General features: G+C 56.4%; 21 protein-coding genes and 1 tRNA gene. 14 read left to right on the top strand and 8 right to left on the bottom strand.

Annotation, left to right across the window (positions count from 1 at the left end; genetic code table 11):
* Positions 1-192 precede the first annotated feature (192 nt).
* From M5R41_08845 to M5R41_08780, 14 genes are all read left to right on the top strand, one after another.
* A complete protein-coding gene (locus tag M5R41_08845; protein MCZ7556494.1) occupies positions 193-831 on the top strand; it encodes a hypothetical protein in 639 nt (212 codons plus the stop codon).
* Between the two features lie 578 nt (positions 832-1,409).
* The gene (locus tag M5R41_08840; protein ID MCZ7556493.1) at positions 1,410-3,176 is read left to right on the top strand and encodes a T9SS type A sorting domain-containing protein; all 1,767 of its coding nucleotides are present in this window, start codon (positions 1,410-1,412) and stop codon (positions 3,174-3,176) included.
* Positions 3,177-3,255: 79 nt separating this feature from the next.
* On the top strand, positions 3,256-3,591 hold the full coding sequence (locus M5R41_08835) for a hypothetical protein (GenBank protein ID MCZ7556492.1): 336 nt from the start codon (positions 3,256-3,258) through the stop codon (positions 3,589-3,591).
* A gap of 267 nt (positions 3,592-3,858) precedes the next feature.
* Positions 3,859-5,229: a sigma-54 dependent transcriptional regulator gene (locus tag M5R41_08830; GenBank protein ID MCZ7556491.1), complete on the top strand. Its 1,371-nt coding sequence runs from the start codon at positions 3,859-3,861 to the stop codon at positions 5,227-5,229.
* A gap of 14 nt (positions 5,230-5,243) precedes the next feature.
* Positions 5,244-6,329, top strand: a complete 1,086-nt coding sequence (locus M5R41_08825) for an ATP-binding protein (GenBank protein ID MCZ7556490.1) — start codon at positions 5,244-5,246, stop codon at positions 6,327-6,329.
* 105 nt (positions 6,330-6,434) lie between these two features.
* Positions 6,435-7,541, top strand: coding sequence for an iron-sulfur cluster carrier protein ApbC (apbC, locus tag M5R41_08820; GenBank protein MCZ7556489.1), 1,107 nt, complete (start codon positions 6,435-6,437; stop codon positions 7,539-7,541).
* Between the two features lie 6 nt (positions 7,542-7,547).
* Positions 7,548-7,793: a NifU family protein gene (locus M5R41_08815; protein MCZ7556488.1), complete on the top strand. Its 246-nt coding sequence runs from the start codon at positions 7,548-7,550 to the stop codon at positions 7,791-7,793.
* Between the two features lie 229 nt (positions 7,794-8,022).
* Entirely contained in the window at positions 8,023-8,943 is a 921-nt protein-coding gene (locus M5R41_08810; GenBank protein ID MCZ7556487.1) for an NAD(+)/NADH kinase, read from the top strand.
* A gap of 28 nt (positions 8,944-8,971) precedes the next feature.
* Positions 8,972-9,634, top strand: coding sequence for a thioredoxin family protein (locus M5R41_08805; protein ID MCZ7556486.1), 663 nt, complete (start codon positions 8,972-8,974; stop codon positions 9,632-9,634).
* A gap of 316 nt (positions 9,635-9,950) precedes the next feature.
* Positions 9,951-10,023, top strand: a tRNA-Gln gene (locus M5R41_08800).
* Between the two features lie 196 nt (positions 10,024-10,219).
* Positions 10,220-10,822: a hypothetical protein gene (locus tag M5R41_08795; protein MCZ7556485.1), complete on the top strand. Its 603-nt coding sequence runs from the start codon at positions 10,220-10,222 to the stop codon at positions 10,820-10,822.
* Between the two features lie 520 nt (positions 10,823-11,342).
* Positions 11,343-11,537, top strand: coding sequence for a hypothetical protein (locus tag M5R41_08790; protein ID MCZ7556484.1), 195 nt, complete (start codon positions 11,343-11,345; stop codon positions 11,535-11,537).
* 875 nt (positions 11,538-12,412) lie between these two features.
* Positions 12,413-13,933, top strand: coding sequence for a hypothetical protein (locus tag M5R41_08785; GenBank protein ID MCZ7556483.1), 1,521 nt, complete (start codon positions 12,413-12,415; stop codon positions 13,931-13,933).
* Positions 13,934-14,474: 541 nt separating this feature from the next.
* Positions 14,475-14,876, top strand: coding sequence for a hypothetical protein (locus M5R41_08780; protein ID MCZ7556482.1), 402 nt, complete (start codon positions 14,475-14,477; stop codon positions 14,874-14,876).
* Between the two features lie 174 nt (positions 14,877-15,050).
* Here the strand turns inward: M5R41_08780 and M5R41_08775 are convergent, their stop codons facing one another.
* The 8 genes from M5R41_08775 to M5R41_08740 form a co-directional block, all read right to left on the bottom strand.
* Complete coding sequence (locus M5R41_08775; protein ID MCZ7556481.1) at positions 15,051-15,494, bottom strand: SRPBCC domain-containing protein; 444 nt, start codon at positions 15,492-15,494, stop codon at positions 15,051-15,053.
* A 153-nt stretch (positions 15,495-15,647) separates the two neighbouring features.
* Entirely contained in the window at positions 15,648-17,048 is a 1,401-nt protein-coding gene (locus tag M5R41_08770; GenBank protein ID MCZ7556480.1) for an Omp28-related outer membrane protein, read from the bottom strand.
* A 309-nt stretch (positions 17,049-17,357) separates the two neighbouring features.
* Positions 17,358-18,335 carry a cytochrome c gene (locus tag M5R41_08765; protein MCZ7556479.1) on the bottom strand — a complete coding sequence of 326 codons (978 nt, stop codon included), beginning with the start codon at positions 18,333-18,335 and terminating at the stop codon, positions 17,358-17,360.
* A gap of 282 nt (positions 18,336-18,617) precedes the next feature.
* On the bottom strand, positions 18,618-20,486 hold the full coding sequence (locus M5R41_08760; GenBank protein ID MCZ7556478.1) for a L,D-transpeptidase family protein: 1,869 nt from the start codon (positions 20,484-20,486) through the stop codon (positions 18,618-18,620).
* Positions 20,487-20,618: 132 nt separating this feature from the next.
* Entirely contained in the window at positions 20,619-21,356 is a 738-nt protein-coding gene (locus tag M5R41_08755) for a phosphocholine cytidylyltransferase family protein (protein ID MCZ7556477.1), read from the bottom strand.
* Positions 21,353-22,228 carry a CDP-alcohol phosphatidyltransferase family protein gene (locus M5R41_08750; protein ID MCZ7556476.1) on the bottom strand — a complete coding sequence of 292 codons (876 nt, stop codon included), beginning with the start codon at positions 22,226-22,228 and terminating at the stop codon, positions 21,353-21,355. The genes M5R41_08755 and M5R41_08750 overlap by 4 nt, the downstream gene beginning before the upstream one ends.
* A complete protein-coding gene (locus tag M5R41_08745; GenBank protein ID MCZ7556475.1) occupies positions 22,225-23,274 on the bottom strand; it encodes a histidinol-phosphate aminotransferase family protein in 1,050 nt (349 codons plus the stop codon). Before M5R41_08745 ends, M5R41_08750 begins: the two co-directional genes overlap by 4 nt.
* A gap of 357 nt (positions 23,275-23,631) precedes the next feature.
* A complete protein-coding gene (locus M5R41_08740) occupies positions 23,632-24,399 on the bottom strand; it encodes an SDR family oxidoreductase (protein MCZ7556474.1) in 768 nt (255 codons plus the stop codon).
* Positions 24,400-24,739 lie beyond the last annotated feature (340 nt).

The raw sequence follows: 24,739 nt of genomic DNA, 5'->3' as shown, positions 1-24,739 counted from the left end.
CTCCGTGGATGTCCGTAGAGATGTTGCATGCGGAGATGTTGCCTGCGGAGATGTTGCACGCAACGTCTCTACGGCAACGTCTCTACGAATGCCATTTACGCGTATGCGCAACCTCGCTGTATAATCTCCGTACAATGAAGCATGTGCCCGGTCAGGGCAGGGATTCATTCAACAGTTTGCGGAGCATCTCAAATGAAATTCTGGAGCATCCTCTTCCTCGCCATCGTACTGAGCATGCCGCTGGCAGCCCAGGAGCAGGAAACACTGTTCATGTCCGACGTGGACCATGGCGGATTCGGAGGATTGGTGCATAAGCTCACGAGTATTCGCGGCGAAGCGGGATTGCTCATGGGTGGGTATGGCGGATGGCTGATCAATCATCGCTTCATGATCGGCGGCGGAGGATACGGCCTTGTCACGAATGTGCGCGCGAGCGCCGAAAGCGAGGCCGCATACAGCCCGTTCAACGAACCATTGTACGTCGAGTTCGGTTACGGCGGACTCATGCTGGAATACGTCATCGCGCCGTCCAGGCTCGTGCACGTCAATGTGCAGGCGCTGATCGGTGCCGGCGGCGTGACGCATCGCAATAATATGTACGACAATCTCCTCGATGATGACGGTCCGGATATTCATCATTATGGACGAAAAGAAGCCGTCTTCGTCACCGAGCCTGCGGTGAACGTGGAATTGAACGTGACGAATTGGTTCCGGATCTCTGCGGGTGGCAGCTATCGCTTCGTCACGGGGGTGAACGAGATCAGAGGTCTTTCCAATTCCGATCTTTCGGGTCCTTCCGGCACCCTGGCGCTCAAATTCGGTGCGTTCTGATACTCTATAGAGCTCCGGACAATAAGAAAACGGCTCCCTTCGGGGGGTCGTTCGCGCTTTATAGGGAAAATCCCTCAAGAACAACGCCCACGTGGGATGAAACGGGTGTGTTGTACAAGCTTCGGCGTAAGGAATCAGAAAAATGTGCAGCGAAATACACATTTTTTCTGTTGTCGCTGGTCCGGTATGGAGAGAATGCCCCAATAATTCAGTCTTTTCTTCCCTGGACCCGTTTTGAAATGCCCAAATCGGCGTAGAATCAAGCTGTTCAATTCGGATGTATTCAATACGCTCCCTATGCAATTAATTGCATATATATGCAATTGAAGTGATAGTTCCCGTTGATTACCCTGTGGAAAAACGGGAGTAACGGCGCAATTCTGAATGGGAGGCCTCTCGCGTATGGCAACTCGGTTGCGCTTAAGTCCTTAAAAATCAAGAGCTTGTGCCCTCCAATGCGGAGCTGCCTGGTCGTAAATCCCATTTCGGCACACTCCCGTTTATTCTGGCCTGACTTTTGCATTCACGTGTTCCAGAACCGAACCGTTTCCCCGAATGCAAGCAGAGGAGAGCTTTTTATGACATGTAAGTCACTGGCGAGTACCGCACACTGGTCGAGTGTGTTCATCATCTTTTTTGCATTGACTTTGAGCGTGGTTGCGCAGACAGTTACCTGGAACGGTGGCGCAACAGGCAGTTGGGACACTCCGGGTAATTGGTCAGGCAGCGCTGTTCCAACCGTAAACGACAATGTTCAGATTAATGGAGGTTCGAGCGGAGTCGTGATATCGCTGCCGAGCAACCGGACCGTGAAAGCGCTAACAGTTCTCGGACAGGTAACTCTCTCCTCCTCGACAACCACCCTTACTACCGGTACGCTAGAGGTCATCGGAACATTGTCGCTTGATCGGGGCACTTCCACAACCACCAATTCTTTCTTGCAGACCACCACGATTTCGCTTGCAGGGAGGATTCTGAAAGCCGTAGGCTCGAATCCGGTTCGCATTGCGGCTGGCGGCAGAATCAGTATGATAGGTGTCCTCGATCAACATGAACCATCCTATCCGGCCTATATAGGTGAAGGCGTGCGCACTGTCATTACCCACACCGGGACTCCGTTCGGGAGCCACGTGCGCTTCGACGGTGATTTGGAATTTCCACCGACCAACAACAAATTATTCGATCTCGGCATCTATGATCTGTATCTCGGTAAAAACGCAAATCTGACCATTTCTCCCACGGATGGCGCCGGATACATCGCCACAACCAGCACGCACTCCAATACACCCGTGGTTGGTCGTCTCTGCCGTGAGTTCGATGCCAATAGCGGGCCGTTTCTTTTCCCCGTTGGGCCTTCGCAGAGTAATGGCAAGTATGTACCGATCCGCATTGGGATCACTGGTCCTGTAGGTACCTTCGGCACCGCCAATCCCTTTCCGTATATATCGGTGCGTGTGGTGGCGGAGAAACATCCGGATAATCAGCAGACGAATGGCAGTTTCAACCTGTACTGGGTCGTGAAGGGGTACGGAATGCCCGATCCCATCTGCCTGAATGTTGATATGACCTATCACAACTACTATCGTACCGGCAGTCCCGCGCCACTGTACTCCGCGCGCTATACACCGAATTACGAATCGGCTATGGGTATCTGGGATCTCACCGGTTCGCAAATCTCCTCCTCCGGCGGGAATGTCCGCTTTGTGAATATGGGACCGTGCGTGCCTGGTTTCGGCGATTTCACCATAGCGGTGGAAGGCAGTGCGCTGCCGGTGGAACTCACCTCTTTCTCCGCGCGCTATGTGCGCGAACAGGTGGAACTGAAATGGCAGACGGCGACGGAGCTCAACAACTACGGCTTCGCCATCGAACGCTCGGTGGACGGCAAGGTCTGGACGGAAGTGGACTTCGTGCAGGGCGCGGGTACCTCCAACAGTCCCCGCAGCTACAGCTGGACGGATCAGCTCGACGAAAAGCTCCGCGGTAACGAGAAATTGGCGTATCGTCTGCTGCAGATGGACCGCGACGGCAGAACCGAATATTCGAACATTGTGTACGTTACGCTCGGTCCGGCTCCCGCGTTCGTGGAACTGCACGAGGCCTATCCCAATCCCTTCAATCCGGCGACCACGGTGAGCTTCACGCTACCCGAGGCGATGCCCGTGACCGTGCGCGTGCAGAATCTGCTTGGTCAGAATGTGGTCACTCTGCTGGAAAACGCGTCGTTTGAGGCCGGTGTGCATACAGTGAGCTTCAATGGCGACAGACTGCCGAGCGGAGCGTATATCGTATTGCTGCAGGCCGGCGATGTCGTGCGGCATCAGCGTATCGTGCTGTCAAAGTAATTCGGATCGGCGGTTTCTGCCTCCCGTCGGCAGCAACACAGACGGATTTCCATTCCACGCTTTCATATCGGAGCAGTTCATGTTCACCGAAATACATCACAGACAGCGCACAGTACCAGCCGTCAAGGCACAGATCCCTTTCAGCTTCTATCAACGCAGTTGGCCGTTGAATCCGAGTGCGACGCTGGCTTTCACACTGGACGACACACAGGAAGTATCGCTCAAGCTCTTCGATTCGTTCGGACGGGTGATTCACACGATTTACGATCACGTCGTGCTTAAGGCAGGATTTCATCAACTGCAGCTGTACGGCGAAATCGTCCCTCCCGAGGGGTGTTACGCCCGCCTTACCACCCGCTACGGCGTGCAGCAACGAACGCTGGTCATGAGTGCCGCGGATATGCAGCCCGACTGACACGATACTGCGCGAGGCCCTGCCCGAATATCACAGGCCGGATCAAGACGATCCGGCCTGTCGCTTTTACGGGAGTGCCCGCATTGAGAGATTCGTCGCGAATGCCCGGAGGCTGTTTTGCTGCGTCTCAGGTCTCACGAGGCATGTCATGGAGGCCGGAAGGAACACGTTGTCCCGCATTTTTTTTCATGGCATTGCGAAAGTAACTTCGGAGTTCTCTATTTTTCTTTGATAGGAAAGCGCGGACGAAATAGACGCGGGGTACCGGTGACAGACAGTGAAAAGGAAATATTGATCGTTGACGACGAAGATCTTATCTGCTTCGTCCTTGCGAATTTGTTCAAAGTCCATGGCTTCAGAACGCGTACCGCCTCGCGCGGGGAGGAAGCGCTCGCCATGGTCACCGATCACGCCCCTTCACTGGTCGTTATGGACATCCGCATGCCCGGATTAAGCGGTTTCGATGTGCTCGTACGCGTGAAACAGATCAATCCGGACATCCCCGTCATTCTCATGACTGCGCTTGCGGGTGTGCGTGATGCTGTGGAAGCAATGAAAGCGGGCGCCTTTGATTATGTGGCGAAGCCCTTCAATAACGATGAGATGATGGACGTCGTGCGTCGTGCGCTTGAGAGCGCCAGCAAGGTTGCTGATGCATCGGTTTCGGAAGAGGATACACCCCTGCATCCTCTCTTCACCGCCATGGGCGACAGCGCGGCTCTGCGCAAACTGGCTCGACACGCGGCACGGGTGGCCTCACTGAACGCTCCGTTGCTCATTATCGGGGATATCGGTACAGGGAAGCGCATGGTCGCGCGCATCATACACGAAATGAGCGGGAGACCAGGAGCGTTCGTGACGCTGGACTGCACGGGAGCGGATCCCGCGCTGCTGCGACATGACCTGTACGGTCCCGCGGAGCCCTCCCCGGGCCGGGGTCGCCTGGAACTTGCCGCGGGAGGCACACTGTTGATCGATGAAATCGCCGAACCACCCGCACTTTTTCAGGAGGTCTTCGCGGATGTGCTGCGTACCGGCCAATACTCGCGCGATGGGGGCGAACATATGATCAACCACGATGCGCGTGTTATCTTTACCTGTACCGCACCACAGGGGAGCGCATTGGAGGATTTGAACATCAGTCCGTATCTGCTCGACGTCATTGGCGCGAATCTTCTGCTGATGCCGACGCTGAAGGACAGGCGCGAAGATATCCCGCATCTCGCGGCAATGTTCGTTTCGCAAGCGGCGGAGGAACTCGACAAGCGCGGCAAGGACATCTCCGCGGAGGCGATGCAGGTGCTTGAGACCTACGAATGGCCGGGGAATGTCCATCAGCTGAAATCCGCCATCAGGCGTGCTCTGCTGAACGCAAAATCGCACATCACGATCGAGGATCTCGATCTTCCCGTGCTGCCGCGTATTGCGCGCAGCGCCGATGAAGCCGCCTTTCAAGTCACGGAATCACCGCTCAAGGACCAGGTACGCAGGCATATTTCGGAAATTGAACGCCAGGTGCTCCTCGACACATTGAGGAAAACCGGGTGGAACAAGGCGCGGGCCTCACGAATGCTCAAAGTCACGTATAAGACCATCCTGAAGAAAATTCAGGAATACAACCTCGAAAAACCGCAGTAAAGCACCGCATCCCGATGAATCTGAACCTCCCCGACTCCTATGATCCGTCCACCGGCCTGCAAACACGCGCGATTCTCGACGCGCTGCATCATGCGGTGGTGTTGCTCGACGCAGCCGGCGGCATACGCTGGCTGAACAGTGCGGCACTGCAACTCTATGGCCGGACCGAAGCCGAGTGCGTCGGTGTCCCGGTCACGGAGTGTCCGGCCTTCAACTACTCCTTCAGGAATGAAATCCTGCGGGTGCTGCACGCTTCCGGGCGTTGGGAAGGCGAGAGCGAGCGTGTCAGGGGCGACGGAACAGTCGTCCATGTGCACGGCCATTGGTCCCGCGTGGATACCGACAGCGGGAGCGGCTTCGTTGCTATGGAATACGACATCGCCGACAGAATCAATCTCGAGGGTGAGTTGCAGCAATCACGCAAACTGGCGAAAATCGGTATACTTGCCGACGGCATCGCGCACGAGCTGCGCAATCCGTTGAGCTACGCACTGAGCGCCGCGCAACTGCTTTCCGATGATCGTCTTACGCCTGATGTGCGCGAGAAATGTCTGCATACGATTACCACCGGTCTGCGAAAGGCCGGACTGATAGTCGAGAACCTTCTGTCCCTCGGTAAGCCGGCAGGGCGTTTCATCCGAAAAGCGGTCAACGTGTCCGGTGTGGTATCCGAGGCCATAGACGCCGCATCCACACACAGTAATATGCGGCACGTGCGCATCGATGTGCACTTTCCCGCCGAAGCGCTCATGGTCACGGGAAATCACGACATGCTCGTGCAGGTATTCCACAACGTCATAACCAACGCGCTGAACGAGATGCCCGGCGGCGGATCCATCAGTATCCACGGTGCGTCAGCCGACGGAATGGTGACCGTGCGCGTCACCGATTCAGGACCGGGTGTATCGGAAGAACAGATGAAGCATCTCTTCGATCCCTTTTTCAGTGCTTCGCGCAGCGGGCGGGGCACAGGTCTCGGTCTGACGTTGAGCTATTTCATTATGAAGGAACACGACGGAAATATCGAAGTCGAATCCGTGCTCGGGAAGGGGGCCACCTTCGTCCTCCAACTTCCGCTGCGGGTCGAGAAAAGCGCCTGAACGACTGCGGACGCCGCGATGTTCTTTCCCGGCGTTCGTGTCGGACACGCTGACAACATTTCAACGCATCTGCCGCACAGCCGGCATAGAGTTTCAGGAGAATGCATGACTCAGCAATCGTATTTCAATGAACAGGACGTCCTCACCGCGTTGAGCGTGGTGTCGGCTCCATACATGACAATAGACATGGTCGCAGCCGGCATGGTACGCGATGTGGTCATCGAGGGGACCGACCTGCAGTGTACCCTGGTGTACCGGGTACCGAAACTGGCCGTTGCGTCGGCGTTCGAGGAGGTAGTCCGCGCAGCACTTTCGAAGCATCTCCCTCATCTGGGTACGGTGACCATTACATCACTGACGGAGATTCCCGCATCAGCGGACGTCGCTACACGCGGGATACTGCCCGGTGTGAAAAACACTATCGCCGTCGCCAGCGGGAAGGGCGGTGTGGGAAAATCCACTGTCGCCGTCAATCTGGCCGTCGCGCTGGCACAGAGCGGCGCCACGGTGGGACTTATCGACGCCGATATTTACGGTCCGAGCATTCCGCTGATGATGAAGGTGGACGAGCAACCGCGCGCCTATCGCGACGGGGAGAAGACGCGTCTGCTGCCGACGGAACGCTACGGCGTGCAGCTCATGTCCATCGGTTTTCTCGTGCGGCCCGAAGACGCCCTCATCTGGCGTGGCCCCATGGCCGGGGGCGCACTGAAGCAGTTCCTCACCGACGTGGACTGGGAAGACCTCGATTATCTGCTCTTCGATCTCCCTCCGGGTACCGGTGATATACAGCTCACGCTCAGCCAGTCCCTTCCGCTTACGGGAGCCGTGATTGTCACAACCCCGCAGGACATAGCGCTGGCGGATGCGCGCAAAGGATTCCGTATGTTCGAGAAAGTGGCCGTCCCCATCCTCGGCATGGTCGAAAACATGAGCTACCACGTCTGCAGTCAGTGCGGACATCGCGACGAGATTTTCCATCACGGCGGCGGCCGCGCCACGGCGGAAGAGCTGCATGTACCCTTCCTCGGCGAAATTCCGCTCACCACGCGTGTGCGCGAGGGAGGTGATCAGGGGACGCCCATCGTCGTACTCGAACCGGAGAGCGCTGTCGCGAAAAGCTTCATGGACGCCGCGCTGCAACTTGCCGGCAGCGTCAGTCAGCGCAATCTGACCGAACCGGGAACTCCCTCCATCGATATTTCCCTGTGAGGCGGCATGGCAATTGACGATATCGGGCAGGCCCGGCAGATTATCGAGCGCTCGCTTGAAGACATGCGTCCCCATTTTCGCGAGGATGGGGGCGACATCATGCTCGTGGACGTCGATCATGAGGGTATTGTCGAAGTGCGATTTCTCGGTGAATGCGCGCAATGCCCCATGGCGCTCATGACGCTCCGCGCCGGCGTCGAGCGCTTGCTCATGCTTGCGCTGCCGGGAATCAAGCGTATCGAGATGGTATAGATGGTGAAGAGTAGAGGGTAAAGAGTGAAGAGATCTGTTCGGGCGCCCTGTGTGAGTGTTCGGGACGGATACGAGCTCTGTGCAACGCCGATCCCGTGTGGCGGCTTGCAGACTGACGCGGATGTCCTCTTCTTTTCGCGGAGCCCTCTACGTTCATTGTCTGACCTCTGTTTTTTCCGGACATTGCATTTTGGTCTCTTCACACGGACTTGCCGCGGAGCGTGAGAGCATGACAACAGCAGACAGCGTGGTATTCGGCCTTTTCGGCAATGCCGGGAAGCCGGCAGCGGTGGAAGCGGTACACAGCACCATACAGTTTCTCGAGGAACACGAGATCGCCTTCCTTGTGGAAACGGACATCGCCGGCATGCTCGGATTCAGCCCCGACGAGGATTCGTCCGGTGCCGTGGCCACACGTGCCGAGCTCGGCAGGCAATCGGATTTTGCCGTCACCTTCGGCGGGGACGGAACCATGCTCATGGCGCTGCAATGGACGCTGCCGTGGGACACTCCCGTGCTGGGAGTGAATCTCGGGAAGCTGGGTTTTCTGGCCGATGTATCCGTTCCCGAAGTACCCTGGGCCATCGGGCAGATTCTTCAGGACCGCCACACGGTGGAGCGGCGCATGACCATCACCGGACGGATCGAGGGTGTGCCGCAGGAGATTTCTGCGCTCAATGACATCGTCATCGGAAAGAGCGGGACGGCGAAAATCATCGGAATCGACGCGTGGGTCAACGGCGAATTCCTCGCGTCTTTTCTTGCGGATGGTATCATTATTTCCACCCCCACCGGTTCCACCGCCTATTCTCTGGCGACAGGCGGCCCCGTGGTCGTGCCGTCCAGCGAAGTGATCATCATCAGTCCGATCAGTGCGCATACGTTGACGGCGCGTCCGGTGATCGTGCCCGGAAGCAGCGTCATCACCCTCCGTGCGAGCACGGACGAGGGCATGCTCATGGTGATGAACGACGGCCAGCCGGTGGTGCACGACGCGCGCGAGACCGCGATGGAGATTTCACGGGGGCGACACAGCGCTGCCTTGATCAAGAACCTCGGGCCGAATTATTTTGAAACACTGCGCACCAAACTCAGTTGGGCGCAGGACGGCAGAATGCAGCTGCCCATACATCACCACACTGCACAATAACGCTGAACAATCATCATCGGATAGAAGCATGAAGACGATTTTTCTCCTCATCACCGCACTGTTCCTGTGTACCGGCAGCGCAGCCGCGCAGGCGCCGGATATCATCGGACCCATGAGCATCGCGGATATGATCGAATTACCCGGTTGGTTCACCGAGGATTTCCTTGCCTACGCGCCGCAGCCGGAGTACGCGAACGCGATTCCCGCGCACATGGGCGACGTGGAAATTCTCTGTGTTCTCGGGACCTGGTGTTCCGACAGCAAGCGCGAAGTCCCGCGCATGATTCGCATACTTCAGGCAAAGAACATCGCACCCGAGAAACTCATACTGATCGGTGTGGACCGCTCGAAACGCGATCCGGACGGTGTCGCGCAGCGCTACACCATCGAGCGCGTTCCGACCTTCATATTTTTGCGCGGCGGGAAGGAAATCGGCCGCATCGTGGAAGCGCCCATGGCCAGTCTGGAAAAGGACATGCTCGGCATCATTGATCCCAACGCGGGCAAGGCCGCTCCGCCGCCGCCGCAGCTTCCTCCTCCGCCCATCACCATCGAGCATCCCGACGGAAGCGTCCAGCAGCATGAAGGGCAGCATGATCCCGGCGCGCATCATCCCGACGGCCATCATCCGCCGCATCCCCACGATCACGAACACCCGCAGCCGCAGGCGGATCCGCAGCCGCCGAAATAGCGGGCGAGAGTTTTGCCCTACGAGGATGAACTGGTCCTGTATCGCAGGGGTGCGATGCTTCCAACGAAATATGGAGCAACCGATAAGTCTCCGTCACGCATCGCGTCGGACAGGCTGTTTTTCCGGCATCGGTGTCCAGGGTGCAGACAGCCGGTTGCGCATCGAAACGAAACACACGCACGAGCGGACGCCAGCCATCATCGCCGTTGTCGTCACGATCGCACCCGCACAGAAAAAATGTGGCCGAACAGCAGATTCATCGCTCCGAAGACTTGCCTCTGAACGGCAGAGGTGCTATATTAGTGAACATAGTGATTGCCCCTTGGTGTAATTGGCAACACGTCTGACTCTGGATCAGAAAAGTCTAGGTTCGAGCCCTAGAGGGGCAGCAGGAAAACGGCGAAATCAACAAGGTTTCGCCGTTTTCGTTTTAGACCAAACACGGTTTTTCTGCATCGGAAGGAATAACGCGGGGAAGCCCCGTTCTCAAGGCGGGTACAAGCCATTGACTTGACAGCAGAATACAAAATGCATACCTTATTGTTCGTTGCGACTGACTCTGTGTAATAATCATAGAGCATGCACATGAAGCACAAAAAATCAGATATTATGGAAAGGATCACGGTGGGTGCTCAGACTCGTCGTCGACCGGATACCGATTGTATCAGCGCGACTGATATGATCAAATCTTCAATTGAACCAAACGCAGATCCCCAGAATTGGACCGGTCCTGAGCCAGGGGAGGATTCCTACAGCTCCAACCAGATGATCGAGGCTTTTAAACAAGGCGTAGATCGAGGCAGGGAACAGAGATTTACTGAAATGCTCAACGACCTAATCCAAATGATCAAAGCTACGGCCGAAGCTAACGCACAACAGGCTGCGGAGGACACTTGGATAGTCTTGAGAGCACTGGAGGATCGGGGATGCAACCCTGTTCGCGCACTGCTGAAAGAACTCGCATTCAATGAAATGCGGGTACTTATTTTTCTCCCTGAGAATGAGTATGTTTCCGCTGAATTTCTCGAGACATACAAAGAAGTAGTCTGTTTAGAGCAGGGGTTTCAAAAGCCAACGTATCAAATACAATTTTCCTTTACTGCAGATAGCGAGGCGCTGGATCCAGATCTGTTGCGAGTCGACGGGTACATTCGGTCGCATACATACCTGGAAGCCAATGAGTCTTGAATGGGGAATGCACAACGAGGGTGCCGGTTCATACCTACAGCGTGGCAAAAACTGGCCGGATTGGGAAGTGACGATAGCATTCTATGCGGCGGCCCAGTATATCAAGGGAACTCTATTCCCATTACACCATAATGGGAAGGTGTATTCAAGCTGGACCGACTATCTCGCGGATGGAAAAACGCTTGGGATGAGTCGCCATGAACTTCTTGGTCATCTGTGTAAAACCTATCTCAGTGAGGCTTCGGTATTATACCGGATGTTGCGAGACGAATCGAACAACTGCCGGTATATAAATTATCGAGTTTCCTCCGAACGAGCATCCAAGTGTTGGGAGTACTTCGGGCTTATCAAGGAAGTCTGCATGAAAGAAATGGAGAGGCGGCGGCGCAGGGCAAGACTACCAAAAAAAAAGTAGACTCATCCCGTTTACATGCTGTAGCGGCACCCCACCGACGAGCAACGGTAAACACGTTCAATAACCGTCGCAGCGATCAAGCGTAGTAGGGCATACACGGCGCAGATGCTGTCTACGGAGCTCAGCGATCCGCCAACAACCGAGGGCGGTGCTGGTGGCGCTCCACCACCGCTCGCGCACGGCTACAGCGACGGAAAGGGACTGGCAACGGTGGCCGTCGTAATCATCCTCGCCGTCGCCGTGGCGGGGCTGGCGGTGTATGGGCTGTATTATGGGGTGCGGTGGGCGGTGAGGAGGTAGTTGAATTGACAGATTCTCCTACCGTGTAACACTCTAGCCGATAGCGGTTACAGAATCCCTCACTACTTAAAGTGCTACATTAAAATTTTTTCAGTTATAAAATCCATGAAAATAAGGGATTACGGGCTTTCGTTAAATTGACTTGTGAAACCCTAATAGGGATTCTGCTTGCTTCGCCCAGCAAGTGCATGTAGATTGTTTTCGGCAAACAAAATAGGCCGACTGCGCTAACAGATCGGCCTATAAGAATTCCGTCATTCGCAATCTATCGCTGCTCACGACGGGGTCAATGATGCCGATTCCAATATACTTTGGGATTCTTGATCGAGCAAGCGAGAAATTCTTCTACACGGAGGATTTCTTGGAAAAAAGGAAATCTGGACGGCAAACCGTCCACCCGCCTGAAGATCGCGGCCGTCGCGTCCCTTACTGGGAGCGTCAGCGAGGAAGGATCTACCATCCTCTGCCGAACTCCTCCGGTCTCAAATGACAACCTGACAACCAAAGCCCTGCTTAATGAGTGGGGCTTTGTTAATCGGACCGTCGAGACGGCTGTTCTACCCAATTGAATATGGGCTTTAGCCATAGGGAAACTACCGGCGATTATGTTGGATTTAGTGCTTGATGAGCCTGTCCAATGTCGAAATATGGGCTGAATTTTTATCCAGATGCTTGCAAATGTCCCTAAAATGTTGTAGTGTTGTCCATACTGCTGCGGTTCGCCCCCGGAGCTTCATACCCTCACATAGCACATTTCAGGATCTTTTCGATCCTGATTCAATTGCAACTTCCGCCGTGACCGATAATCATCTCCATTGGTCGCGCCCGAAAAGTAGTAGGGTATGGGCAATGGACAAAAGTAGAGGAGTTGAAGCATGAAGGTATTCTTCTGGGCGCTATTGATTACGCTCGTGATGCCGTTTGCAAGCCAGAGCCAGCAGACCACCACGAAGGTGAAGGTCTACTCCGAGCTCACCGCATCCCAATCATTCTACACAACCAGCATGAAGACCGTTGCCGTTACCGCGAAGAACGACAACTTCAAGGATCTGCCTGCAAACGCTTATTGGTGGGCACCGGGTTATTCGGATGCAGCGTGGTCCAGCCCGATAATGCATCCTTCCGGGTGGACTCCAAACAATGGCATGTGGCCTCCAGTGTGGCCGAACCACACCTCCCCGGCAATTCCGATATGGGGGAATCTGCCGCCAGACTCGATGCGCGGTAGCAAGGTATATTTGCGCCAGTCATTCGTGATACCGGATTGCATGCTTATGAGCGCAATCTTCCGTGCTTCAGTGGATGATGATTTCTGTGTTGACGATGCAACAAACGCAAGAGGACTCTACGTAAACGGTCACTTTGTTGATTTGTCAGCGTACGACGTGTTGAACCACCACGATGACTATATCTCATATGCAATCCCCACCTCTTATTTAATCAAAGGAGCAGTGAATCTGATTGCGACCCGATTGAAGGATGGTACTCCTTTACAAAATCAGGCCGTACGGTACGAATTGGAAGTGACGGTAAGTTGTCCGACCATTGAGAACTATATGTGCATCGACTCGCTTGAGGTTTGGGCATGTAAATCGCCAACGATCAATAGCCAGTTCCAAGGCGTACCGGACCCATTGCTGCTCGACGAAACCACGTCACCGATGCCTCTTGCCTACGTAAATGGCGAGTACTGGATTTTCACTGCAGGTGCCCCGAACAGTGTTGCCACTTGGGAGTCAGCGCCAACTATGGATGCACCAGATAGAGTCTATTGCACGGCAGATCCGTTGCAAGACGTTTCAACGCTTGTCACCTATTGTGGGACAAATACGAGACACTACACGGATTCATGGTTCGACGCCGCGGCGTCAATTCCGAATTATGTTGACAATAGTTACACCTACAAGTTTAGGGGACAGGTCCATCCTCTTACTTCTGGTCAAAATGTTGCATACGGTCCTTTTGTCGAGGTCGAGGCTATCGGAGACAATGGCAGTCAGGACTTCCAGAGCGCATTTTCATATTTGGTCCCTGGCCCGGTCGCTCCCGACAATGGGATCGTCTTCCGAGCATTTGAACAGATCCCAACCATGTACCATCGATTTATGGGCAACGTACAGTGGGATCCTATTCCAGATATACGAGGCCTACAGTACACGTACTGTATGGATCTACAATATCATTTCCACAATTTCAACAAAAGTGCTAGGACCTTCCAATGGTCGATCACCGGGACATGCTCATGGTACACCATGGCCGGTACATTGATTGCACAAGAGAATCTCGATTCTCAGGCACCTATTACCTTGAGTCCGGGTGTCACAATGAGGGTAAAAAGAGCACTTTCCAATATTAAGGGCTATGTCTACTTCGGTAACATCTGGGCAGGCGAGTAAGGTTAGTTCCAGCTCACCTCAAGTCACAACGTAAAGGGAAGGTCGGACTTAAAGTCCGACCTTCTTTATGGACCTTCGTAAGTAAATCAAAGCTCGTCATCGAATTTAACGCATCCATTCGCAAATCATCGTCTCATTCGGCCGCGTGTTGGACTTGTGCGTGTCCGAGGAAGCGCCCATGTGGCTCCCTGTACCATGCGCTTCATGTCATATTCTCCAAAAATGAAATGCGTTTCCACTCAATGCACAAAGGTATTGTTGAAAGTTTGTAGAGATTACCCGCAATTCTGCCTAATACGCGCCAAATACGCCATTCTTCGTCTGACTCTGGATCAGAAAAGTCTAGGTTCGAGCCCTAGAGGGGCAGCAACAAAACGGCGAAATCAACAAGGTTTCGCCGTTTTCGTTTTTACCGGACAGGATGGTATGTTGTCAGGAAGTGCCGGGACTGCGTGTGGATCAGGGTAGGTCGAAGTCTGATACCGCATGCTCGCCGCGGGAGCAGGGATATGGACGAATCACAGCAAAGAGTGGAGGACGTATGTGGCTTTGCACGAAACACGGATTTTACAGCGTCAAACAGGATAGCGAGGACCGCTATTTTATTCGGGCGCGGCGGCGGAGGGATCTGGAAAATCTCATCGCGCTGATGGCGGGACGCTGGGTCGGCTCGCCGGATGAGCTGGACCTTATCCGCAGCAGCAGCGAACGGAGCGTCTGGAGCGAATGCACGCCGCAGCTCATTCTGGAATGGCCGCAGGCGGACTATCGCTTCCGCCTGATCGTATCGCAGCGGGCGCTGCGTGAGGCGTACGCCGCGCTCGCGGACGGCATCGATTACCCGAATTTCAAAGGCGAAATCGCTGAACGCCTGGATCAGCATGATCATCTGGCGCTGTACCATCGCGTGTGGGCGGTGATGAGCGATCTGCAGGAGGAGTAGGCATTATTCCGGGGACATCGTCGCGAAGTTGATTTCACACCGAGAGGCAACGCGTCCGCTGCCGTTCGCGAGATGGGGATGACCGCGCCCTGGAACGCGTGTCCGGTTGTACTGCCTGACCATACAAGTTGCTGGTATCGTTTCCCGCTGTACCGGCACCAACGCCTCCGGCTGCTACCGAAGAGTTTCCGCGCGCGCTTTGAGCGCCTGATTCATCTTCTCGAACGCGTCTCTGGTCTTCCGGAGCAGCGATCCGCGGAAGAGCGGTACGAGTATCCCCGAAAAGGTCTCCTCCTGTCGAAAAAGACTGCCTCCTCGTGGTGTTCCTTCTATGGTGAAGCGATGCTCACCATCGAAGATCCCGGGGAGCAGCAGTTTGCCGAGCCATCGAAACTCGTGCGGCGCATGCGCAGCCACCACACGTGGCCGAAGCGCCATCGGCTTTCCGCCGTTGAGGCGAAGCTGTACCCTGAGAAGCGTGCCGGCTTCCGGGACGCCATGTATTGCGGTGATAAATGGATTCCATACGGGATATGCGGTGAAATCGGTCAATATCGCCCAGACCTGTTCGGGAGGTGCTTCGATCTGTATTTCCGTACGCAGTTCATGCTGATTCATCGTGACCCTTTCATGGAGCGAGAATATTTTTCCTTCTACGGATTTTTTCATGACGGGTTGCGAAGGAATGCCCGAGACCCCGGGATATGGCACGCGTGAAAAAAAACACCCCGCTGTCGCGGGGTGCTGAGAATCGGGAGGGAAAGGAGGAGTCTATTTCACCATCTGCATCTGTATGGTCTGACTGTGCGTCGGGGTGACCATGCGTGCGAAATAGATGCCGGCTTCCACAGCCGCGCCGTTGCTGTCCGTACCGTCCCAGTCGAGAACGTGTCCGCCCGCGCTGTGCGCGCCGGTGGCGAGCGTCTTGACCACGCGGCCGAGCATATCGTACACGGCGACATGCATGTCGCTGTCTTCGGCGAGCTCAACGACGATGCTGGTGCTGGGATTGAAGGGATTGGGATAGTTCGGGTGCATGCGCGTTTCGGTAGGAACGGGGGCGACCATGATGCGGAAAATCGGGGAGTGCTCCGTCGTACCGTCGAAGTCCATCTGCCGCAGGCGGTAGTCGTAGGTCTCGAGCGGACGCACAGCGCGGTCGGTGAAGGTGTACATATTATCTTCCAGCGTCGTACCCTTACCGGCGACGAAGCCGAGATCGGTCCATTCGCCATCCAGTGCTCGGCGCTCGACGGTCCAGCCCTTATTGTTGCTCTCCGAGGCGGTGCGCCATTCGAGACGCACGTTATCATCCACCTGCACGGCGTTGAAGGAAATCAGTTCCACGGGAATCGTGCTCAATGCGGAGAGGACGGGTTCCTGCCAGGCCTGTTGCACGGCCATATTGGTCGGGCGGGGCTGCCCGTTGACAGTCAGGGTTACCTTCGTGGTGACGAACACCGCGATTTTGCACTGGGTGATGTCGTAATTTCCGGGCACGGTGTATGTAATGGGCTGCGTCACGACCTGGTTTGCCTGGAAGCCGTTGGTACTGATCGTTGTCCCGTAGGCACCTGTAATCATCTTGCGAACGACACGCTTGTGATAGTAGGGATTGAGGGTAACGACCGAGCCGCCGACGTTTTTCACCTGCGCGTAGTTCAGATTGTCTTCGCTGAGCACGACATTCAGATAGAATTCGCCGGAAAGATCCTGCAGAATATTCAGCGTCACGTTCATGTTGATTTCGCGAGTGTCCTGATGATAGGTGCCGGACACGCCGATGGACATGGGGGCCGTCGTCGCGTGGCGTTGTGTCATCACATTGCCCCAGTAACTGCGGCTGATGGCGATGGCGGTGCCTTGCGGCGTATTGATCAAAAGACGGTCGATGGCAGCTGTGGGATATCCCCCGACGAGAAGGTGTGCGATAATGGCATCGCCTTCGGTCGTCTTCATCGGTTCGCTGGCGCTTCCCCCGTGATAGGCGAGGGCGCGGGCGTTGGGGAGATAACCGAGCAACGCGTTCACGCTGTCGGCGCCGTAGGGACACCACTGGCACCAGGTGCCCGTGAATTGTTCAAGGAGGGGGGTGCGAGCGGTCTGCGCCTGGGAAAGCACTGGCAGCAACAACACACATGCGAGCAGCGAAGAACGGAGCAACGTACGCATAGGCGGGCTTCCTTTCTGAATGGAGAGATGAGAGCGTTCGATATGAGAGCCGGCTGCTATCCGGCGACAAGGGAAAGAGAGGCGAGAATCCTCTATTTTTCCACATGCATTGAAAATCGGCATTTCCGTAATAAAATGCAATGCACTGTCGCTTGCATGGAAGCTTCGGGGAGGATGGGTCGGGAAGGGACACGCCGTGCGTCCATCGGCAGCCCGTCTCGTGGCGGAGGAATGCGGTGGGGCACGCGCGGAAATACAAACGGCACCCTGCTGCAGGGGTGCCGTTCGATGATACGAGTGGGAGAGGTGTTATCGTTTGGGCGTGAAGCGCTCCACGGCGTTACGCACAGGTTTCTGGGCCATCAGATGTGTGTAAATGGCGCGCAGATCCTGTTCCGTCATATGACCGTACATGCGCCAGGGCATGATGGTGTTGAAGTCGCCGGGAGAGAGCGTCGGTTCCGCATAGGCGGAGTCCACATAGGCCTTGAAGCGCTGTACGAACATGTCCTCCGTCCAGTTTCCGATACCGGTCTCCTTGTCCGGAGTGATATTGGCGGCACGGAGGCTTCCGATGGGCAACTCGAACACGGAGCCTCCCGCATACTCCTTTCCCGGTATGGGTGCGCCTTTTTCCATGGGTGTGTGGCATTCCGCACAGGCAGCGGCCATGGTCATGTAGGCGCCATAGGCACGCTTATCCGACGGATCGGGACGCGTGCCATGTGCGGCATCGGCCGGTATGGTGCGCATGATCAGACTCATCGGGAATTTCGCCTCCGATGCCGGTGTCGTGTGCTCCACGGGCTCCATGCTGCGCAGATAGGCGATGATGGAGTAAATGTCCTCCTTGTCCATCCGTCCGAAATTGGGGTAGGGCATGATGGGGAAGAGCGCGCGGCCGTCGCGGCTGACGCCGGCGGTGATGGCGCGGTACAGCTCGCCATCGGTCCAGTTCCCGAGATTCGCGGGGGTGATGTTCGATGCCACGAAATTCCCCGGGAGGCCCATGGCCTCGCCGAACACCTCGCCGCCTTGTCCGTAGGTCCCCTCAATGACCGGAGCGGCAAAGCGGGTATAATCCCGTTCCGAATGACAATCCACGCACATGGCCACGCTCTCCGCAAGATATTTTCCGCGTGCGATGCGCTCCGGTGTGCGTTCCACCTTCAGATCCGGAGCGTCACCGACGGCCGGGAAGGCGAGCATCATGTAGGAATACCCGCCGACGATGGCGAGAACGAGTACAAGTATCAGTCCGAGCAGGACTTTTTTCACAGTCTTCATGATTCTCCTCTGTAAAACAGTTGTGACGATGGCAGCTCAGCCGTGCTCGCAGCATCGCGGTGTGCCAAACAGGCAAGGGCACTGGCGGAACATGGGAATTGCCACATCCATTCTACGAAGCAAAATGCGGATGGATGCAGTCCGAATTAAAAAAATATTGAACTGCTTTATTACACCATGGTGAGGGATGCCGCGGCAGCGCATACGACAGCGGAAATGCCTCCCGTACGGCGGGAGCGAACAGCAAGCTGGCGGTTTCGGGAACAGGGCTGGCGGGAACGGTCAGCGCATGCGCGCGCGGCTGCGTGTATACGACGCGAAGGCGCGGGAGAGCAGGGCGTCTTTGCGATAGACGTCGTCGCGGAACTGCAGTACACCGCTGCTATCCACCCATGACGTATAGTAATCGATGTACAACGGGGGCTTGTGGGCGAGAGGAACGGGACGGGCGTGCGCACCGCTGCGGATCATCTGCTGCACCTTGTTCACGTCCCACTGCTCGCTTCCTTTCAGCAGAAAGCGCGCGAATTCCATCGGTTTCGCGATGCGGACACAGCCGTGGCTCACGGCGCGCGACGCGCGGTTGAACGCCCACTGCTGCGGCGTATCGTGCAGGTAAATGCTGTGCTCGTTGTTGAACATGAATTTGATGTTCCCGAGCGCATTCGCATTCCCCGGTGCCTGCGCGAAGCGGAACGGGAGGTTACGCGGATTGTACTTGCTCCAGTCTATGGTGCTGTGATCCACCAGCGAGTCCCGAAGGTATACGCGGTATCCTTTGCGACGGAGATAGGAAGGATCCTTCAGCGCGGAAAAATACGTCTCCCGCGCGCCGATGCTGGGTGGGACGTTCCACACAGGATTGAGGATAAGATGGGTGAGTGTGCCGTGAAGCTGCGGGGTCTCATAATTCTTGCGCGCGTAGTGCTGATTCGTCTCCCGCATATGCCGTGCGTACGAAGGATCGTAGGACAGGGCACTCGGAAGGCCGGTGCACACCGCCATGTCGGTTTGTACTTCTCCGTTTTCCACTGCGTACAGCCAGAAGGCGGGGATATTGACCATGACGTAGCGTCCGTTTGTCGGGTAGTGCACCCATCGGAAACGCTCGAGCGTATGCTCCACCTGATCTATGTATTCGTCGAGCGTGCGATTCATCCGTGCGATGGTGCGTACGCCGATGACGCCGTCCGGAAGCAGTCCATGCCGGAGCTGATAGCGCATCACGGCTTTCACCAGCATGCTGTCGTACAGCATCGGGCCGAGAACCTGCAAGCGTGTGCTGTCGAGCGCGTAGGCCTTCGTCGCCAATTCGTCCAGTACGGAGATCATTTTCATCGGAGACCGGTAGCTGCCGGTGAGTTCTCCGGTCATCAATAACCGTTGCGCGATGAGCGGAAGAATCGAGGAGGTATCGCCGTGGACGATTTTCTGTATGCCGGCGGAGGGGATACGCACCCAGCGCGGATCACGCTTCATTGTTTTCCACTCTCTGAGAGCGCTCTGCAGCGCACGGTAGCGTGGATCGCGGGGCTGTATATTCCGCAGATACGCGGCGACATTCACGCTCTTCAGGGGCTCCAGGAAATCCCGACGGGAGGGTGCACGGGCAGGCAGGTAAAAGGCCGGGTCAATCGAGCGAGGGTCGAAAATACCATACCGCAGATGCTTCGCATACTGCAAAACGGCATCGGACAGCAAAATGTCAATACGCGCGAGGAGAGCGGGCTGTTGGTCGGGCGATACGCCGCCGCTCATACTCGCCGCGATGGCGCTGCGGAGTTCGGACACGTGATACCAGTCCGGTTTCAGGCCGTGCTCCCAGGAATTCGACAACCACGGGAGAACGGACTGTATTCTCGATGGCCAGGCGTCTTCCTGTATCCAGAGCGGAGAATAATCGCGTCCACGATACTCCTGGAGCAGGGTGTCGCGATATACCACCGCCGGCAACTTTCCCGCTGTGCATATTTCCTCGATCGCATCGCGCAGCTGTTCCTCCGTAAAAGGCGGGCGTTGATCCGCGGCGACGGCGCGTGTATTGTCCGCATGCGCAATCGAACCGTCAGACTGGCTGAAGCAGGCCGTGAAAGACGGCAGGCAACACACGGTAGCAATGATCAGAAGATACTGTCGGCTGAGCGGAATCATGGGTGTCGAACGGATGCCTGGTCCGTAAAATTGTCAGTTACGCAATCCATAAAAATACGTCGAAAAACGGCGTCTTCAAAAAAATCCCCGGTTGGCGAAAAGGCGTCCGCCCGCAGCATCCATGAGGAACATTCAATCGTGCAGAAGCGGCGCGAGCACCGTCCGCGCGTGCAGGACGTCGTCCACTGTGTCCAGCTCCATGCAGGGCCAGGCGGAAACATCCACCGCATACACGACATGTCCTTGCTCGATCATTTCCTCGAACGCCGCTTCGTAGAATATGCCGCTGCGTCCCTCGTGGGTGATCATGCGCTCCAGCAGAGCGTACATCGCTCGCACCCACGATGGCGAGAAACGCTCGATGCCGATGGACTCGCCCGCCGCATCGCCGACGGGAACGGTTTTACTTATCTCCCGTACGCGCTCATCGGGTCCGAGAAGTACCTTGATCTCTTCGTCGCCGACAGGCCCACGCCGCAATGCCAGGCAATTGTCCTGCGGTGCCGCAAGAAGGGCGCCGACGATTTCGGGTGCGAAAAGGATATCGCTGTCCAGAAGCAGCATCGCATGTCCGCGCATCGCATCCCGAGCGAGCCAGAGCGAATAGATGTTGTTGGTGGAGTCGTAGACGGGATTGTGAACGAACTCCACATTGATGTCGGGAAATCTCCGCGTGACGAAATCGCGGATCAGATGATCGAGGTAGCCGGTCACAATCACGAACGACGTCACTCCGTTCCCTGTCAGATTGTCGATCATGCGTTCCAGAATGCACTTGCCGCCGATGTCGAGTAGACATTTCGGTGTCTCGTCTGTCAACGGCCGGAGCCGGGATGCGACGCCTGCCGCGAGTATGAGCGCTTTCGTCATCGTTTCTCCAACTCCCGGTTAATGCGCGCCTGTGCGATATAGAATGCGAGGGCGAGAATATTTCCCGCGCTGAACAGGAGAAAGACGTAGGTTTCAAGACTGTTGAGCAGTGCGCCGATGATGACGTAGGTCAGCTGGCTGGTCGGTCCGAGCAGCAGCCAGAATTGAAGCATGCGGACGTTGGCCCTGTAATAGCGCGCAGGATCGACCTCGGCGAGGAAGGAGTGTTCCCCCGTCCCTGAGGACAGCCGACGTTGCAGACGTGAATAGCCGAGGTACACTCGGATGACGAAGCGGTCGAAGGGAGCCACTCCGCGCGCGCGGAGGTCCTCGTATTCACGATGGAATTCTTCGAGATCTTCCTCGAAGGTGCTTTTTCTTTGAAGCACTACGTCGAGAAAACGATTGCGATAATAATCCACCAGTATCGAATGTCCCGCATTGCTGAAACCCGCCAGCGCGGTGAACAGCCACCACAGCAGAGGAGTATCCCATCGCGGAGCATACGCAATCGCAATGGCGAGATACATGCTGAAGCTGACGATGTAATCCGCGAAACCGTCCAGAATGCGGCCTGTGCGTGTACCGTTCTGCTTGAGACGCGCAAGCTGACCATCGCTGCAGTCCAGCACATCGTACGCGAGGAGCAACAGCGCCGCCAGGGGAAGAAGGCCGGCATCACCCGATCCGATGCACAGCGCGCCGGCTATGCCGAAGAGCATGGAGAGCAGGGTGATCTGATTCGGCGTCAGCGAAGTGCGGTAGATCAGCTTGACGAAAAGGAAGGCAAGGGGACGATAGAGGAAGAGGTCGAGCTTTTCCTCAACCTCCACCATTTTCAGGGAGCGCTTGTACTCGGAAAACCAGGTCATGCGTCGCCCGTCCGCGCCATGAAGACGTCTATGGCATCGAGAAGCAGGCGGTTCTGCTCCCGCGTTCCGATAGTGATGCGCATGTGGGATTGCAGGGCTTCCTCATTCATGAACTTCACGATCAGTCCGCGCGCTGTCAGTGTTTCTTTCAGAGAATTCCTGTACTCCACCGGGAGCTTCACGAGCAGAAAATTTGCGTCGGAATCGTACACGGTAAACCCCGGATAGCGATGTAATCGTTCGCGAAACAGCGCCTTGTCGGCATCCATGTACCCCGCGATCGTTCGGTAATAGTCCGGCGAGTCCAGAGCGGCGAGTGCGACACGCTCTGACAGGCGATGGTATCCCAGATAGCGCGCGCTGAATTGCGCAAGCCTGGTGAGTTGCCTGCCCATCACGGCGTAACCGATGCGCACCCCCGCGAGGGCGAAGTATTTCGAGAACGTGCGCACGACGAGGAGGTTGGGAAAACGGTGATACAGCTCTCGCAAAAAGCCGGCTTCGAGGTCGGAATGGAGGCAGTAGGCCTCGTCGAGCACCACCACGGTGTCGGGCAGGGACTCGAGCAGCTGCAGCATGATGTCGCGCGGCATGCTGTTGCCGGTGGGATTGTTCGGTGAACTGATCAGCACGACGCGGGGCGCATGGGCGCGGTACAGTTCTATCATGCGCTCGCAGTCATACGAGAACGAGGTGGCCCCCTCGACGATGGGATACTCGATTTTCAATCCGCCGACTTCGTCGGAGATGGACTTGTAGTACCACCACGAGTGCGAAGGTATCATGATGCGTTCACCGGCCGAGAGGTAGCAGTGGACCGTCTGTTTGAGGATGTCCTCTCCCCCGTAGCCGAGCAGGATCGCGCTCTCGGGCAGGTCGAAATCCGACGCCAAGCGTTCGGAAAGCGGCGATTGTACACCGCGCGCAAAATCGCGCGAGTAGCAACTCATCTGCTCGATGGTGGCATTCCGCAATACATCGAAGCACGCCGGTGCGGGACCATACGGATTTTCATTGCGATCGAAATAGATGAATTCATGTGACATGTGAAATTCTCCTCGAGATGAGGCGCAGCAGCGGAGAAATCGGCGATGGGATATACCTGATCGTTGCGTGAACGCGTCTGATTGCACCCTCCGGTATTCGCTGCTCCGTCACATTGCAGGTACCCTTACCGGCGTCTGTCACCGCACTCCATCATTCGCGTCGCTCCGGCATCGTCGCCGAAGGTGCATGGGAAGGTGTGCTTTCGCATTACTGTACACATGGAGCGAAAAAGAGATACTGCCGGTTGTTATCCTGCAATGTTACTGAGAATCCCGGTGTATTCCAAGCTCTGCGCGCATCGTGCTACGTGGAGAAATACGTCCCTTCCGACCCGCGCATCGGTTGCATTGCAGGCCTCAGAGACCCTGTGCGAGGAAGCCCCCGTCCACGGCGATGGTCTGGCCGGTGACGTAGGAGGCCGCGTCGGAACAGAGAAACTGCGCGACAGTGGCGACCTCCCGCGTTTCTCCAATCCTCCCCATCGGAGTTCGGGCAAGCACGCGCTGCAGATACACCGGATCCGCCAGAACGCCTTCCACCAGGGCGTCCGAATGTACCCGGGGGGCGATGCTGTTCACCCGTATGCCATCCGCCGCCCATTCCACGGCCAGATAGCGGGTGAGCTGATCGAGCGCGGCTTTGCTCATGGCATAGGGCGCTCCCGTCGGCACGGTGGTGATTCCCGCGGTGGATCCTATCAGGAGGATGGCGGCGTTCCCCGCCGCCGCGAGGTGGGGATGCAGTTGCCGGCTGAGTTCGAACGCGGGCCAGGCGTTCGTGCGCATGATGGTCCAGAAGGTCTCTTCGTCGTATTCCGTGGTCCTGTTTCGGATATTCGTGCCGGCGCAGTGGACGAGCGTGTCGATGCCGTTCAGGCGATCCAGCGCCGTATCTGCAATGCGGCGGATGTCGTGGGAGTCGCTCACATCCGCAGCGATACCGTGTGCAGGCAGATCTTCCGCGACCCAGGCGGCGACCACCTCCGAGAGTTGTCCGGCGCCACGCGCCGCGATCAGGACTTCCGCACCGTGGCGCAGAAAGAGATCCGCGATGGCAAAACCAATGCCTCTGCTGCCGCCGGTGATGACGACACGTTTGCCGTCGAGAGTCGTATCCGTGTTCATCATTCGTCCTCCGTGAGTATTGCTCGAGCAAGGATACGACCGGATGTCGAACCGTGCAAATCATCCATGGGTGCGGGAGCCGCAGAGGCAAGACACAGCGTACCGTATGGTCTGCGGACAGGCACGGTCAGGTTTTCTTCGCGTGATGCGGGAATGGCGCGGGGAGAAAGACAGCGATGGACATCCGGGAGCAGGTCGGAAGCAACGGCGAATGCCCATGGAATACCGACTGTTCTTTTCTGTGCGGGGCAGTTGATCGGGGGTACGGTAAAGTGGTGTGTGGACGTTGAAATTTGCGTAGATTTCGCTGTCGGTGAAGCGCGTATGCGAAATCGCTTCC

Source organism: Bacteroidia bacterium, from assembly GCA_027493955.1.
GTDB lineage: Bacteria > Bacteroidota > Ignavibacteria > SZUA-365 > SZUA-365 > JAOSJT01.
Note: the sequence above shows the minus strand (reverse complement) of the source record. Positions and strands in the feature narration are given on the sequence as shown.